Origin of the sequence: Chryseobacterium jejuense (assembly GCF_900100075.1) — a bacterium.
In the GTDB taxonomy this organism is placed as follows: Bacteria; Bacteroidota; Bacteroidia; order Flavobacteriales; family Weeksellaceae; genus Chryseobacterium; species Chryseobacterium jejuense.
On sequence record NZ_FNEG01000006.1, the window covers coordinates 368250 to 385094 of the forward strand.

Below are 16845 nucleotides of genomic sequence, written 5' to 3' on the forward strand. Positions count from 1 at the left end.
TCAGGTTCTAATTTCTCAGTTAATCATATTTTAGTCTGAACGACTGTCTATGATGTATTGTTGGCCCATGTTTAATGAGCGCTTCCTGGTGCTTTTTTGTAGCGTACCCGAAATTGGTATTCCAGCCGTACTCGGGGAATTCTTCATGAAGTTGAATCATTAACCTGTCTCTGTAATTTTTGGCAAGAATAGAGGCTGCCGCAATAGATAAAACTGTTGAATCTCCTTTAATGATACACTGATGAGGAATAAAATTATAAGGATGGAATTTATTTCCGTCTACCAGAATAAGTTCCGGCGTTATTGTGAGTTGATCTAATGCACGATGCATGGCATGAATACTTGCATTAAGAATATTATGCTCATCAATGAATGCCGGGGATAGTTCCGCAATAGCATAGTTTTTTACATTATCCTTAATATAGCTGTCTAGATCCATCCTGGTTTTAAACGTTAGTTTTTTTGAATCGTTAACCAGATTCTGTTTAAAATTATCATCTAAAATGACAGTTGCCGCAACTACCGGCCCGCTTAAGCAACCTCTTCCTACTTCATCACATCCAGCTTCGATGTAATTGTCTGTCCATTTATGTAATAATTCCATGTTTATATATGATATACGAGGTGTAAAATTAAAAAAAACGAATGTATTAACTTCATATTTTGGTTGTTTTTATGAAAACATCTAAGAATAAAATAGAGACAGTTGAGTATAAGTTCAAAAACTGAATTTTGTATTGAATACCGGTAAACAGACTGATATTGGAAAATATAAAACGGTTTTCATGAAAGGATTTTATTTATGATTTTATTATATTAATTTATTCATATTTTTTACTGAAACTGTAGTCTGTTTTTCGCTGTTTGCTCGACGTTTTTAGTCTTTTTTGGGAGCAAAAAAAATATATGCACAACATTGTATGTAGGCTGAAAACATGAATTTTATTCCAGCGATGGTGATTTATATTATTGTAAACCAAAGTGTTATTGCGGTTTACAGCAAATATTAATATAGAAAATATCAATAATTGATGTCATTGATGTATTCAAAAAAAAATATCGATTAAATTTCCTTGTTTTTGTTAAAAAGAGTGTTTTTAACTTAATTTAATAGTTTCTTGTTTGTTTTAATTCTTGATTGTTGAATAATTAATATTTTTTTTAAAAAATTCTTTGTGTTGTTAGGAAAGTTTTACAAATTTGTAGGGTACAAAATTAATTTGATATGAAGAAACTAACAACAGGTCTTCTTGTTTTAGTATTGACTTCTTCTATTGCCGTTGCAAATGCTCAGCAAAAGAAGGACACTATTAAAACAAAAGAAATCGAGGGCGTAGTAGTAACCGCTCTTGGTATTAAAAGAGAAAAAAAATCACTGGGTTATGCTTCGGAGGAAGTAAAAGCAGCGGAATTAACTGGCGGAACTACTAATACAGGAAACGTAGCATCTCTTCTATCAGGGAAGGTAGCCGGTCTACAGGTAAATACGAATAACAACTTTGGTGGATCATCCAACCTTTTGATTAGAGGATATAAATCCCTATCAGGAGGATCTCCGCTTATTGTAATTGATGGATCACCAGTAAATAATACAACTGTTTCAACAGGGGCATCATTTGACTACGGGAACTTCCTGTCTGATATTAATCAGGAAGATATTGAATCCATCAACGTTCTGAAAGGTGCAGCAGCATCCGCTCTTTATGGAGAAAGAGGTAGTGACGGGGTAATCCTAATTGTTACTAAAAGTGGAAAAGGAAATGATGATGGCAGCTGGGGAGTTACTTTAACTTCAGGAATTACAGCTGGGTTTATTGATAAGTCTACATTCCCTAAGTATCAAAATAAATATGGTGCTGGTTATGTAAGAGATTCTTGGAATGAAGATCCAGGCCCTGGAGGTTATAACTATGCAAACTTTGTAGATGATGCATCTTATGGTCCTAGATTTGATCCTAGTCAATTGGTGTATCAATGGGATTCCTATGATCCTCATTCACCTAATTTTGGTAAAGCAACGCCTTGGGTTGCTGCTAAGAATGGACCAATTAAATTCTTTGAAACACCAATCACTTATGTTAATACAGTTACTGTAGAGAAAGGAAATAAGACCTCAAATCTTTCCTTATCTTACTCTAATATGCTTTCCAATGGTTTGATGCCAAACTCAGAATTGAGAAAGAATACAATCTCAGCAAGATTTAATCACGATTTTACAGATAAATTACATGCTTCCGTTTTCACTACTTTAACGTTGCAGGATACGAAAGGTAGAAATGAAACAGGATATTCTGATAATATTATTTCAGGTTTCAGACAATGGTGGCAAACCAACGTGGATGTATTAGCATTAAGAGATGCTTACCAGAATAATGGTGGTAGTAATTTCTCATGGAATAGACTGTCATCCAATACAGCTACGCCTCAGTACTGGAATAACCCTTATTTCCAAAGATATCAAAACTATCAGTCTGATAACAGAACAAGAATATTCAGCTACGCACAGTTAAAGTATGATATTTCCAAGAATTTTGGAATTACAGGTAAGTTATCCTATGATGATTTACAAATGGTTGTAGAGGAAAGATTAATGAACGGATCTTTACCACAGGTATTTGGAGCATCTGGGCTGAATGTAGGCTCTGGGTATGCCAGAACTAACGTGAAAAATGCCGAATTAAACTTCGATTTATTCTTCAACTATAAATTCAATATTACTGAAGACTTAAATGTGAGCGGTATTGCTGGAGGAAACGTTAGAAGAAATACTATTGATAACATATATATGAGTACTGAAGGTGGTTTATCAAAACCTGGATTGTTTGCAATCTCCAATTCAGTAAGAACAATACTTCCTCCGGATGAAAATTATTCAAAATGGGTAACTTCAAGTTTCTATGCAACAGCATCTTTTGGATATAAGAATTTCTTATTCGTAGATGCTACTTATCGTCGTGATCAGTCTTCAAACTTACCTAAAGCCAATAACAGCTATGGTTATCCATCTGTAACGGGAGCTGTGGTACTTTCTGAATTAGTGAAACAACCATGGTTAAGTTTCTGGAAGGTAAGAGCAAACTATGCTGAAGTAGGTTCTTCTACGGATAATTATAGATTGGTGAATACATTTAAAGCAAGAGGTGAAGGGTTATTTGACCAGCCGTCTTTCCTTGCTAATCCGAACTTGAAACCTCAAAGATCAAAAGAAACCGAATTTGGTATGGAGGCGCAATTCTTCAAAAACAGATTAGGATTTGATATTGCGATCTATAAAACAAAAACATTTGATCAGATCATCAACTTACCAGTATCTCCAGCTACAGGATATAGAACATTCTTGGTAAATGCAGGACAGATTGATAATAAAGGTGTTGAAGTACAATTGAATGGTGTACCATTTAAGTCAGATAACTTTACATGGGAAGTTAACGTTAACTGGTCTAAGAATGAAAATAAAGTAATTGCATTGAACGGGAATTCCCAAAACTACCTATTAGCAAGATATCAAAATGGTGTTACTCTTAATGCTAGAGTAGGAGAAGCTTTTGGTGCACTTGTAGGATCAGATTATCTTTACGACGCTAACGGAGAAAAAATTGTAAGTGCTACAAACGGGAGATATTTAAAAAATGAAAATCAAATTATCGGTAATGTTACACCTGACTGGGTTGGAGGGGTAAGAAACAGTTTCCGTTATAAAGATTTCTCTTTAAGCTTCCTTATTGATGTTAAACAAGGTGGAGATGTTTTCTCTCCAGATATGGGATATGGAATTGCAACCGGATTGTATGTAGAAACAGCCGATTACAGAGAAAGCGGTGTAGTGAATCCAGGGGTGAATCCAAACGGAAATGTAAATACAACACCTACAGCTCAGCCTCATATCGGAGGACGTGTAGATGGGTATAATGCAATGCCTAATAAGAGATTTGTATATGATGCTTCTTATGTGAAATTAAGAGAAGCTAGTATCGGGTACAATTTACCAAAGTCAATTTTAGCCAATACAGGTATCAGAGATGCTAAAATTTCTATTGTAGGAAGAAACCTTTGGATAATCCATAAAAATTTACCTTATGCAGATCCGGAAACGGGAACTGGTAACGGATTGGCTGCTAAAGGACAGTCGATTGGATCGCTGCCAACAACTCGTGATATTGGTATTGATTTAACTTTAAAATTCTAAAAAAATGAAAAAAATATTTTTAATCATAGGACTTTCTTCATTAGCATTAACGTTTACTTCGTGTGAAAGAGACATTACTTCTTTGAATGAAGATCCAAAACACCCAACGGAAGTTCCTTCAGGAGTACTTTTTGCAAGTGCTGAACAGGCGTTAATGGATCAGATGTTATCAGCAAGTGTAAACCGTAATATTTCCAGATTTTTTACTCAGCAATGGTCTGAAACAACTTATCCGGATGAAACTAACTATAATATGACGGCAAGGCCAATTCCTGGTAACCATTACAATCGTATGATGGCATCAGCTTCAGCTACAATCCCTTCTCCAGGAGTTTTATCTGCCCTAAGAGATGCCAGAAGATTTCTTGAAAATGAAGGTGTAGACCCTGTAATGAAAAAGAATAACATTGCAATGATTGAATTAGTAAATGTGTATGCATGGGCTAATTTAGTAGATACTTTTGGCGATATTCCTTACTTTGGAGCATTAAAAGCTACAGCGGAAAATCCGGGTAATGCAGAGATTCCTTATGATGATGCTAAAACAATCTATCTGGATCTTATCAAAAGGATTGATGCAGCTATTGCGATGATGGACACTTCTGTAAAAGGATATGATAAAGATCTTATTTACAAAGGAGATATGGTTAAGTGGAAGAAAATGGCTAACTCTTTAAAATTCAGAATGGCTGTTACATTAGCAGATGTAGAGCCGGCGCTTGCTAAAACTTATGCAGAAGCTGCGTTTAATGGAGGATTATTCACTGGAAAGGATGATAACTTTGGACTGCAGACTTTCCCTTCAGGATTATTATCCAACCCTGTTTTTAAGGATGTAATTCAGTCTGGTAGAAATGACTTTTTACCTTCAGATGTATTGGTTAATTTTATGAATACTACCAATGATCCAAGAAGAGATATTTGGTTTACCAAGCTTAAAGGAGCTTATGTAGGTGGACCTTTCGGAGATAATAACGTTTTTGATGACTATTCTCACTTTACAGATGTTATTTCAGGTGAAAATGCTCAAGGATTTTTATTAGATTATACTGAAATTACATTTTTGAGAGCAGAGGCTGCTGCAAGAAACTTTAGTGTAGGTGATACTGCTGCTAATTTGTATAAAGAAGCAATTAAGGCTTCTGTATTAGAATACGGAATGGCGAATCCTGATACTGTTGTTACTACAATTATTGCTAATAATCCATATAACGCTGCGAATTGGAAAAAATCTATCGGAGAGCAGTCTTGGGTAGCAATGTTTAATAAAGGATTCCAGGCTTGGAATTTTACTAGAAGATTAGACTTCCCTGTATTTGTAAATCCTGCAGGTTCAAGAGTGGAAGGAGTTCCTATCAGAATGTTTTATCCTGTTGATGAATATCTGGTAAATAGTAGTAATGTTAAAGCTGCTGCTGCTAAAATTGGCGGTGATAAAGTAACTACAAAAATCTTTTGGGACAAATTTTAAATTAATAACATAAATATAGAATATGAGGCTTTTTATAGGAATTCTGCTTGTATTGGGAGTTGCATCATGCTCAAGTGATGATGCCAATGTAATTGAACAAGAAGTGCAGATTAATGGGAACTGGACGCCATATAAATATGAATACAGAGGTAAAGATGTACAACTCAATGACTGTGATCGTAAAGGACAGTTGGGGATTAATGCAGATTTCTCTGGTGTATATGAAAGGTATACTATTGTAGAACCAACCGGTAACTGTAATAAAGTTGAATCTTATCCGGGGAAATGGAGCTATGATAAGATGAGCCATATTCTTACTCTTACGTATACAGAAGCAGGTACTTCTAAAACATTAAAAAAAGAAGTTGATACATTCTCAGAAACTGAACTCAGAATACTTGATAACAGTAAAAACTTAGACAATGTGCCTGGAAATGATGAAGGAATATTAGTTTTTAGAAAAGGATAAATATTCTTATAAGATAAAACCGCCTTCGGGCGGTTTTTATTTTTCATTATATCTATACAAAAAAAGAGGTCTTTATGACCTCTTTTTTTATCCACCGCAATTTACAGATTTCGGTACACAAGCTCCCCATTCCTGGCATTGTTTGTAGCCATCAGGACATCTTCCCCATGGTTCGCAGCAAGGTGCATTTCCGGCAGTAATTTTTTTTAGGCTGGTTTTTGAGATTTTCTTTAGATTTTTCATAATAAAGTTTTGTTTGTTTAGTATAATAAATATATGAAAAATATAGACAAAGCTTTGATTTTCAAAATAATTATTCAAAAATATTCTAAATAATTGAATGTCTGCCTTTGCATTGTAGACTTGTCTTTTTTATTTCACTAAATTTGTACTTTAAATTTTGAGATGAATATTAAAGATATTATAGAACAAAAACTTTCGGAGGTCATTTTAAATGTATATCAATTAAAAGACATTAAGCTGGAAGTTCAGGAAAATAAAACGGAATTTGAAGGTGACTTTACAATCGTTACTTTTCCGTTGGTAAAACAATTAAAGAAAAATCCTGAAAGTATTGGGGTTGAATTAGGAGAAGCATTAACAGAGCAGACGGATATTTTCGAAAGCTTTAATGTGGTTAAAGGATTCCTTAATGTTAAAGTGAAAAACCAACTGTTTGTAGATAACTTTAGATCTGTACATAATGGTTTTTCAACAATAGATAAAAAGAATGCTACTGTAATGGTAGAATACTCTTCACCCAATACCAATAAACCTCTTCACTTAGGGCATATCAGAAATAATCTGTTAGGATTCTCTGTAGCTCAGATCTTGAAAGAGGCCGGATATGATGTTGTTAAAACTCAGATCATCAATGATAGAGGAATTCATATCTGTAAGTCAATGTTGGCTTGGGAGAAATTCGGAAACGGAGAAACTCCTGAAACTACCAATACAAAAGGCGATAAATTTGTTGGAAACTACTATGTAGAATTTGACAAAAACTATAAAAAAGAAATTGCTGAACTTGTAGCTCAGGGAGCAACAGAAGAACAGGCTAAAAAAGATGCACCTATCATAAAAGAAGCTCAGAAAATGCTTCTGGATTGGGAAAATGGAGATGAAATGGTAAGAAATCTTTGGGCAGAAATGAACTCTTGGGTATACAAAGGATTCAATGAAACGTATAAGAGATTAGGCGTTGATTTTGACCAGGTTCAATATGAAAGCAATACTTATATTTTAGGAAAAGACCTTATCCAGGCTGGTTTAGATAAAGGAGTTTTATATCAAAAAGAAGATGGTTCTGTTTGGTGTGATCTTACAGATGAAGGACTTGACCAGAAGTTATTACTACGCTCTGACGGTACTTCAGTGTATATGACTCAGGATTTAGGAACGGCTGTAGAACGTTTTAAAGATAACAATATTCAGAAACTTATCTATACGGTAGGGAATGAGCAGGATTATCACTTCCAGGTTTTATTTAAGATTCTGAAAAAATTAGGATACGAGTGGGCAGATCAGTTATTCCACCTTTCTTACGGAATGGTTGAATTACCAGAAGGTAAAATGAAATCCCGTGAAGGAACTGTAGTAGATGCTGATGATTTAATGCAGGAAATGTATGAGACCGCAAAATCTAAAGCTCAGGAACTTGGAAAACTTGAAACCCTTTCTGAAGAAGATAAAGAAGTTTCTTATGAAACGGTAGGCTTAGGAGCTTTAAAATATTTCATGCTGAAAGTTGACCCTAAGAAAAAAATGCTTTTCAACCCTGCTGAGAGTATTGATTTTAATGGTAATACAGGACCGTTTATTCAATATACATATGCTCGTATCCAGTCTTTATTAACTAAAGCTGAATTTGGATATAAAGAAACGGCAGATATTGTATTGAACCAGTTTGAAAAAGAATTGATTATGCAATTGGCTAACTTTAAAACCGTTGTAGCTAAATCAGCGGAAACATTAAGTCCTGCTTTGGTTGCAAACTATGTATATGACCTTGTAAAATCGTATAACTCCTTCTATCAGAATAATCCAATTCTGAATCAGGATGATGAAAATATCAAACAATTCCGTTTAAATCTATCAGACCTTACAGCAAAAACGATCAAAAAATCGTTAGAGTTGCTGGGAATAGGAACTGTAAACAGAATGTAAAAAATGAGCCTCCTGAAATCAGGAGGCTTTTTTGTATTTATGCTTAATGATCTAGAAGTTCTTGATTTTTTAAAATACGAATCTAGAATCTCAAATCACATAATTCATATCCCGTACCACAATCATTCAGTCTTCTCCTCATGCATTTGCTTTAGACTATCTGCATAGAGTTTGGCAGCACTCCATCGGGCGTGTTTGGACAAAGTGACTTTATAGCCTCTTTTATAGGTATAGACTTTAGTGAATTTGGCTCCGAAAAATATCAGCATACAGGAGTAGTTAATCCACATCATAATCAGAATCACGGTTCCGGCAGCCCCAAATGCTGAAGTAGGTTTAACTTGATTAAAATAAAGACTCAATAAAAACTTTCCCAGCGTAAATAATGCGGTTGTTAAAAATGCTCCTCGCCAAACGGATTTCCAGCTGATCTGTACATCAGGTAGAACTTTAAACATCAGGGCAAATAAAAGCATGACGAGCCCAAACCCAATCGAAAAATTAACAACCTCAACAAGCAGATAGGTTTCAAATCCAAAATATTGGGTAATAATAGTATTAAAAAGACTGATGAGTGAAGATAAGATCATGGTAATCATCAGGAGAAAGCCAAGAATAAGGATCATTCCAAGAGAGTTCGCTCTATCCAGTAAAAATTTAAGTAACGCTTTTTTAGGAGCAGACTCTACATCCCAAAGTGAGTTCAAAGTATGTTGAAGCTGAAAGAATAGAGTAGTGGAACCAAAAACTAAGGCTCCTACCCCTACTGCTTTCATGAAAATATTCTGCTTATCAATTAATGCTCCGGCAAGCATTCCTTCAATACTCTTGGCTACATCAGCACCCATTATTCCACTGATTTGGGTGCTTATCTGTCCGCGGATGGCTTCTTCCCCAAAGAAATTACCCAATACCCAGATGATAATAATCAATAACCCCGGGATAGAAAAGATCGCATAATAGGCAAGGCTCGCTGAATCTTTGGATGCAGAAGAGCTGTTCCATTCTGTAAATGTGTCCTTGAGGACTTCCCAGAAAAATTTAATATTATTAATCATTTTAAAAAGGATATCCGATGGCAATATTTAAAACAAGGTTGTCTTTTCTCCAGCTTGGATCTCCGAAATTAATTTTATCGAAAGCCCATCTGTCTCCCTTTTCATAGTAAGGTACTCTCAACGGCATAGCTAAGTCCAGTCTTAAAACCAATATGGAAAAATCAAGTCTTAGACCAACTCCGGCTCCTACAGCAATTTCATTCAGGAAATCTTTTGAAAATTTAGCTCCAGGTCTAGCCTCTTCATCATGGAGCAGCCAGATATTTCCGGCATCTACAAATACTGCAGCATTGATGAATTTGTATAGGTTGGCACGGTATTCTGCATTTAATTCCAACTTAATATCTCCAGATTGGTCGAAATACGTTCCCGCCGTTACCGTTCTTGGGTCAAAACTTCCCGGACCCAGTGTTCTTGCACGGAAAGCTCGAATGCTGTTACTTCCTCCTGAGAAAAACTGTTTGGAGAAAGGAACGAATTCTGAGTTTCCATAGGGATAGGCAATGCCTGCAATAAGTCTTGTAGCCAATGATGATTTTTCCGTAAGCTTATGATAAAACCTGAAATCATTTTCAATTTTAGCATATTGGCTGAAAGGGATGCCGAATATCTTTTTCTGTTTATCTTCTCTTACATTCGCTCCTGTAACCAAACCAGTGAGATTTCCTGCAAGATCCAGGGTACCTTTATAATAAAAGGTATTCTTCTTCGGAAGCATAGTATTGGTGTAGGTATATGAATAAGTGGGACCAAAGATAAGCTGTTTTTCAACAATTCGTTTCATAGCTGGATTCTTGGCTGAGTTAGCTTCATATTCTGCAGTAACCTTTTCCGGAGAAACCAACGTGATATCTATGACTTTCAGATCATGTTCTTTTCTGGCATTTTCTTTCCACAGATATCCGAATGAGGCCGTGAAATTATTAAGCGTATAAAATTTTGTTCTGTTTTGGAATTCATATCCCAATGTAATATTTGTTCTGGGAACAAACTCGCTTGAAGAATGAAAACGGAATGGAGCTACAATTCTCGGAATAGAAAGCTGAACATTGGTTCCGGCACGGAAAATATTATTCGCATCCTGAGCACCTCCCATCTGGAAATCAAAAGCTCCATAGATGGATGCTTTAAATTGTTCTGCTCCCTTAAAGAAGTTTCTATGGGTCCAGTTCAGATTAAGCTCACTCCCTGCATAGCTTGCTGAGTTGGTTCTTCCCAATGCCTCAAGACGCAAAGACTGAATTTGCCTTGGGGTTAGTAAATAATAAGTATCAAACTTATGGTTCAAAGAATCTGAGGTTACAAATTCATTTTTCACAAATTTGAATACCCCTAAACTGATTAATCGGTTTAAGGTAAGGTTGTGATTGGAACGATTGTATAGATCTCCTTTTTTAAAGTATAAAGCTCTGTCGAAGATTTTTGGTTTGAATTTATGCTGCGGATCAATAACGTAAATATCATCAAATGCATATTTACTCAAAGAATCACTGTTCATTGGAACACTATATTTTCCTGCTTTTACATCCTGAATATTATAATTCGGGAATACAATAACTTTATCAATGCTGAACTGCTGGGTTGACAGATCAGGAGTGTTATCCTTAAGCTTTACGTTGAGTTCTACTTTATGATTTTTGTTGACTGTACTGTCTGCCTGTACAATAATATTATCCGGATGGAAATAATAAAAGCCTCTTTCTTTTAAGTTATTATCAATTCTTTCTCTTTCTGCTTTAATCACATCAAGGTCAAATGGCCTTCCGTTTTTAAGAAGTGTTTTCCCAGCTACATTCTGAATTTCCTGATTAATAAGAGTTGAATCCTTTTGAAATTTAACTCCATCAACTAAATATCTAGCTCCAGGTTTTAAGGTGTAAATTACTTTAGCCTTTTTATTTTTTGAAATGGTGTCATAAGTAGCTCTGGCATTGAAATATCCTTTGTTTTCAGAATAGTTTTCAATAATATCTTTATTGAATTCACGGTCTACATCTCCTAATAATACAGGTTTTTCACCCATTTTATACTTAAGCCAGTAGTTGAATCCTTTATCTTTTTTAGGCTCTTTCGCAATATTGTAGAAATAAAGCTTGGGACGCATTCCTAAAAATGTAGAATTCGGTTTTGGAGTAAGATTGGCTTCCAAAGCAGCCTGAAGGTCTTTTTTTTCTTTTTTGGAAATTGTGTCACTTTCAATCTTTACCTCAGCACCTGTATACAACATCTGGTTTTCTTTCAAAAACCTGGTATTGCTGCAGGAAACTACTACCGAAGCTAATCCGGAAATCAACAGATATTTACAGTATGTTGGGAATATATTACTCATTATTTAAATTCTACCACTTGATTGTTTTGATTCTTTTTAGGCTTCTTTTCTTTGGATTTTTGGAAAATCTCACGGAATTTGTCATAATCCAGAGTGATGATAAATCCAACTCCGGTTTCTATGATCTGTCCCTGAAGAGCTACCTGATATTCATCTTTACGATAAGCTCGCAGCATATATCTTCCATCTTTAGAAAGGCTGTAATCTACAGAAACATTTCCAGCAATATTGGTCATGTTTTCATTCTGGCGGGCTTGGCCTTCCAATCCGAAATTACTTCCTACTGTTACTTTCAGTCTGTCATTCAGTAATTTTTTGCTGATGTCTACATTCAGATCGGTTCTTGTATTTTTCTGTCCTGTGGAGTAATCCTCTGAAGAATCCAGACCGAAATTAAGATCTACTCCCTTGATAAGTCCTGATGCAAGATTATTCAACTGTTGAGAAAGAATTTTACTCACACTCTGTCTCGCCATCGTTTCAGCAGACATTCCTGCACCGCTTTCAAATGGATTTTCTCCAATGAAACGGTTAAGAAGAAGTAATGCAAAAACCTGTTTATTCAATTCAGATTCCTGAGTTCTCAACTGGGCCAGTTTCTGATCGATAACATCTTTAACGTTAGATGATACAGCATTGTTCTTTTCATCAGTTGTAATATCAAATGTCAGCTGTGGTTTTAACAGCTCTCCTTTCATTTTTAATAGTGTATTGAAAGGAACTCTCTGCTTAAACTGATTCATGATGGAAGCACTTTCGCTACCAATCTGTTGCTCTACAAGATCAATAGGCGGTGCTTCGGTTTTATACACTGCCGTAATATCCATGATGGCCGTAGTAGGTTCTCCCGTCCACGTTATGGTACTTCCTTTCTGAATATCGAATTTACGTTTCAGGAAGCTTACTGAAAGATCATAACTTCCTTTATTCACTTCATAAACCCCAACTAATGTAGTTTTTCCTGAAGGATCAATGCCACCGGTTAATTCCGCTTCTCCCTGAAGTTGTACAAAATCTCCATTCGCCTTATCGATGACGATGGATAGTTTTGCTTCTTTGCTTACTTCGATATTAACACTTACATCCATTCCTTTGATGCGGCTTTGGGCATTAAGAGAATCTGTTTTAATCGTTTTATTAAGCACTACCTGATCCTGATCTACGAATTCTACAATCCCGTCTCTTTCCTGTAATGAAGGGTTAGATTGAGGAAGAACGAATGTGAAATCCGTATTGTCAGCAACACTTAGTTTTCCATCTACTTTGGGAAGATCAAGGTTTCCACGGATATGAAGGCCCGCATCAATAGCCAGAACTCCATACAGCATAGCGTCGTTTGATTTCTGTGAGTTGACCACCTTGAAATCTTTGGCGTTGACATTAAGATTGAACGCGAAATCTCTGTAAGTTTGGGTAAGAACCTGCCCATCCACCACCAGAGCATTTCCATCTTTATCTTTAATTTTAAACTTATTGAATTCAATACCACGGTTGGTAAAATCTATCTCATCATTCAGCTTCCTGAAATCACTTCCCGTTTTTGCAATTTCAAGTCCTGCATCATTGAATTTTACTTTTCCAAGAATATTCGGCTGGTCTGTGGTTCCGGTGATTTTCATGTTTCCTGAGAGATAGCCTTCTGTATTGGTAATAGCGTTCATAGAGAAACCTTGAATACTCTTCATCTGAAGCTGATTGATGGCCATATTCAGGTCGAAAGAACTTGAAGCCGTATTATAATCTCCAAGAATTCTTACATCATTGTTGTTTCCGGAAAGGGCTATGTCAGCATTTAAAAGTTTCGGTGAAGAATTGTTCACTTTTACAGCCAGGTTTCCAACAGGGCTTCCATACACAATAAGATTGGAAACATTTAAATCTGAAGTGAAAGTCATATCCTTCATCACATCCCTAAGCTGAGCGGTTCCGTTGATAGTTCCTCTGGCCAGAACCGTATCTTTTTTGATAAGTTCCGTAATGGTTTCAATTTTAAAATCTTTAAGCGCAATATTCAAAGGGCTGCTTGGGCTTTCAGTTTCGGACTGAATGGAAATTTCGTTTCCATCATTGCTTAATCTGAAATTATCTGCTAAAATTCCTTTGCTGCTGATCTGAATTTTATTGTTTTTAGCAACATTCCAATCGGCATAGTTGAGTTTTAAACCATTTGGATTCAGGGAAATTTCTGTAATGTCATTCAATGATTTTGCATTTCCTGCAATCAGGAACTGGGTAACATCTTTATCATCTTTTGTAGTGATATTATAGTTGATTGTATTATCAGCAACATCACCATCAATATTGATTTTTTTCAATGAAAAGCTTGAACTTTTTAAAGCGGCAACATTCAGGTTATATTGTAAAGCCTGGTTTTCATTGGTCACTTTTAAAGCTCCCTTTTCAATGGTATTTTCGCCATAGAGTAATTGAGGAATCTGGCCGTCAATTTCAATTTTTTGAGAATCGGCATCATAGTTTCCAGCCAAATTAATGGTTTCGAAGCTTTTCAGATCCGGAACAAATTTTCTGATCAGATCATCATTTTTAATTTTTGCTGTAAAGGTAAAATGCTGGCCTGGATCAATTTTTTGAGATTTATTCGGTTTCTGGAACTGATAATACTGATTAATGGTCTGTGTTAAAGCTCCAAAAATCTGCGTAAGTTTATATTTACCCTTCAGTTCAACATCTGCAATCTGAGAATTGAAAATAATCTGTGTAGAATCTTTAGTGGAAGAGGCTTTTAAGTGAACTTCCTGTACCGGATACACTTCTTTGGTATCTGAAAAAGCAAAGTCTTTAAGGTTTAAATAGCCATTTAGGTTATTCGGATCCAGATTAGTAAAGTCACCGTCAATTTTTCCGGCAAGAATCATTGGTTTTTCGTAGAATCCAAGCTTATTGACATCCAATTTGATGACTTCTCCATTTACTTTCACGGTTGGATTTTTTTCATCATAAATTCCTGAAGCGGTTAACAGTAAATGAGCATTCGGATCTTTTGAATTTAAAATAACATCATAAGCCCCTTTGTTGATCTTACCCGTTACGTTCATATTCTGGTATCGGTAGCCCTTGTAAGTTGCAGAAGCAACATGCCCTTTTACGTTAGCATTGGCATTTTTGAAATCAAAACTTTCTCCTTTGGCGGAAATTTGAGCGGTGATAGAGCCGATATCTTTATTCTGAATGATTTTTCCAACCTGTACGACTTGAAGGTTGGCTTTTACATCGTATAATTCATGATTTTTTCTACGCATATCCACATGGGCAACAATCGCTGCATTTCCAAGAGTAGAGTAGAGGCTGAGGTCTGTATTCACCACTTTAGTTGTTCCTTTTGCATTTCCTTTAAGGCTAAAATTTGATGGCAGGGAAATGTTGGAAGGAATGGTATTCTTCGGAACTAAGTTGAAAATCGTTTTAGCATTGGAAGAGAATTCCCCGATTCTTAGATCGTAATATAATTGCTCGGGATTCATTGCATTTTTAACTCTTCCGGATGCATTCACTCTTAACTGATCCAGTCCTGAAACTTTAAGATCCTGAATGAAAAGATCATTCACACTTCCTTTCACATTGGCATTAACGTTTAGGATAGCGTTTGGATATTTATTAAATGGAACTGTATTTTTTAAAGTAGGAACCAAATTTAAAATATCGGAAAACCCGATTTTGGAATCTTTAATATTGGCGGAAATCTTTACAGCACCTAAATTGGAAGTCAGCTGATCGATGGAGTTATAGTTTAAAATAACCTCATCACGCAATAAAGTTTTTGGAGTTTGAAGATACAGGTCTTTCAGATACGCTTCTTTTTCTGCATACACGAAATCTGTATTGAATTTCTGAATATTCAATCCTCTTGCCTCCTGAATTTCTGCTGAATTAACCGTTCCCGCGAAAGTGTTGTTCTCCATTTTGAAACTTCTCACCTCAACATTCATTTTGGAAAAATTCAGATGATTGAAATCCATTCCTTGTTGGGTAGGAGCAATCGCAGTATTGTTGTAAGCTACTTTTACATCATTTAAAACCAATTTTCCTAAAAGGAGATTCATAGCCTTATCCTGATCGGAAACTTTGGATAATTCCGGTTCTTTTTTATTTTTCGGATTGGCATTTTGAGCCGGAAGATAAAGATTGGCATTGATATCTGCCCCGGAAAGAAATACATTACCAACGTTGAAGGCATTATTTTCCAGATCAAGCTTGTTGATTTTTGTGCTTAATTCTTTGAATAAAACTTTAGCGTAAGTTTTGGTATTCTCGTCACCGTAATCAATATCAAAGTGAGTAAGCTTGATTCCTCTTAAACCAATATTCATCGGCTTTTTATCATTAAGAGAGTCTACTTTTTTCTCAACCTTTTTGGAAACTTCCTCTACAATACCCTGCTTAAGCTTTAATTTTAATCCATCAAGATTAATATCATTAACAGCATAGGTATTTTTGTTGAGATCGAATTTCTTTACTCTGGTATCAAAAGATTTAAAATAAAGATTAATATCATTTTTCGACTGCTGGTCATTGAAAGTAACGCCAACATCTTTTAAATTAATTTTATCAAGGGAAATAATGAATGGTTTGGAAGTGCTTTCTTCCTTATCAGTAGTGGCAAAGGCGTCAATAATATAATCAAAATTGAATTTGCCATCCGGTTTTCTAACTACATTGGCTCGGGCGCCTTCCAAATCTACAGAGGTAATATCTGCTGTTGAGTTGATGAGCTTTAGCATGTGTAAGCCCACATCCAGTTTTTTTACAGCTAAGAGTGTGTCTACATCTTGTCCTTTGAGATAAAGGTTTTCCATCACAAGACTGTTGGGGAATGCAATATAGACTCGCTCTAAGCTTACTTTGGTTTTGATTTTTTGCTCCAGATAAACAATCAGTCTGTCTTTAATAAAGTTCTGAACGGCTGGAAGTCTTAAGCTTAGGATCAACAGGGTAAGAATTACCAATATTGAAATAAAGGTTATTACAATACGCCTTAAAAGTTTTGTAGTGTTGATTTTCAGTTTCAAAAGCGATGAGGTTTGTAACAAAGATAATAATACTATTTGATTCAGTCTTTGTTGTGGTATCCCTTATGAATACAAAAATCCTGCCTTGGCTGCCTTATTATGGAATTTTTAGTTGTGTAGTTGTCAAGTGAATAGTTGA

Annotated in this window: 9 protein-coding genes; 4 read left to right on the forward strand and 5 right to left on the reverse strand. The window is 35.5% G+C overall.

From position 1 onward, the window contains the following. Positions 1-19: 19 nt before the first annotated feature. Complete coding sequence (locus BLS98_RS19015) at positions 20-604, reverse strand: ribonuclease HII (protein ID WP_089738411.1); 585 nt, start codon at positions 602-604, stop codon at positions 20-22. A gap of 621 nt (positions 605-1225) precedes the next feature. On the opposite strand from BLS98_RS19015, the gene BLS98_RS19020 reads away from it, so the two are divergent. The 3 genes from BLS98_RS19020 to BLS98_RS19030 are packed head-to-tail and all read left to right on the forward strand — an operon-like array spanning position 1226 to position 6126. Beyond that, positions 1226-4186 carry a SusC/RagA family TonB-linked outer membrane protein gene (locus tag BLS98_RS19020; RefSeq protein WP_089738413.1) on the forward strand — a complete coding sequence of 987 codons (2961 nt, stop codon included), beginning with the start codon at positions 1226-1228 and terminating at the stop codon, positions 4184-4186. 4 nt (positions 4187-4190) lie between these two features. Further along, positions 4191-5657, forward strand: a complete 1467-nt coding sequence (locus BLS98_RS19025; protein ID WP_089738414.1) for a SusD/RagB family nutrient-binding outer membrane lipoprotein — start codon at positions 4191-4193, stop codon at positions 5655-5657. Positions 5658-5679: 22 nt separating this feature from the next. Next, positions 5680-6126, forward strand: coding sequence for a lipocalin-like domain-containing protein (locus tag BLS98_RS19030; protein ID WP_089738416.1), 447 nt, complete (start codon positions 5680-5682; stop codon positions 6124-6126). Between the two features lie 87 nt (positions 6127-6213). On the opposite strand, the gene BLS98_RS23415 is transcribed toward BLS98_RS19030, so the two are convergent. Next, on the reverse strand, positions 6214-6369 hold the full coding sequence (locus tag BLS98_RS23415; RefSeq protein ID WP_167356254.1) for a bacteriocin-like protein: 156 nt from the start codon (positions 6367-6369) through the stop codon (positions 6214-6216). A 162-nt stretch (positions 6370-6531) separates the two neighbouring features. On the opposite strand from BLS98_RS23415, the gene argS reads away from it, so the two are divergent. Beyond that, positions 6532-8292, forward strand: a complete 1761-nt coding sequence (gene argS / locus BLS98_RS19035; RefSeq protein WP_089738418.1) for an arginine--tRNA ligase — start codon at positions 6532-6534, stop codon at positions 8290-8292. Positions 8293-8414: 122 nt separating this feature from the next. On the opposite strand, the gene BLS98_RS19040 is transcribed toward argS, so the two are convergent. The 3 genes from BLS98_RS19040 to BLS98_RS19050 are packed head-to-tail and all read right to left on the reverse strand — an operon-like array spanning position 8415 to position 16706. Continuing rightward, the gene (locus BLS98_RS19040; RefSeq protein WP_089738420.1) at positions 8415-9350 is read right to left on the reverse strand and encodes a YihY/virulence factor BrkB family protein; all 936 of its coding nucleotides are present in this window, start codon (positions 9348-9350) and stop codon (positions 8415-8417) included. A gap of 1 nt (position 9351) precedes the next feature. After that, entirely contained in the window at positions 9352-11679 is a 2328-nt protein-coding gene (gene tamL / locus BLS98_RS19045) for a translocation and assembly module lipoprotein TamL (RefSeq protein WP_089738422.1), read from the reverse strand. Continuing rightward, positions 11679-16706, reverse strand: coding sequence for a translocation/assembly module TamB domain-containing protein (locus BLS98_RS19050; RefSeq protein WP_089738425.1), 5028 nt, complete (start codon positions 16704-16706; stop codon positions 11679-11681). The genes tamL and BLS98_RS19050 overlap by 1 nt, the downstream gene beginning before the upstream one ends. Positions 16707-16845: the final 139 nt, after the last annotated feature.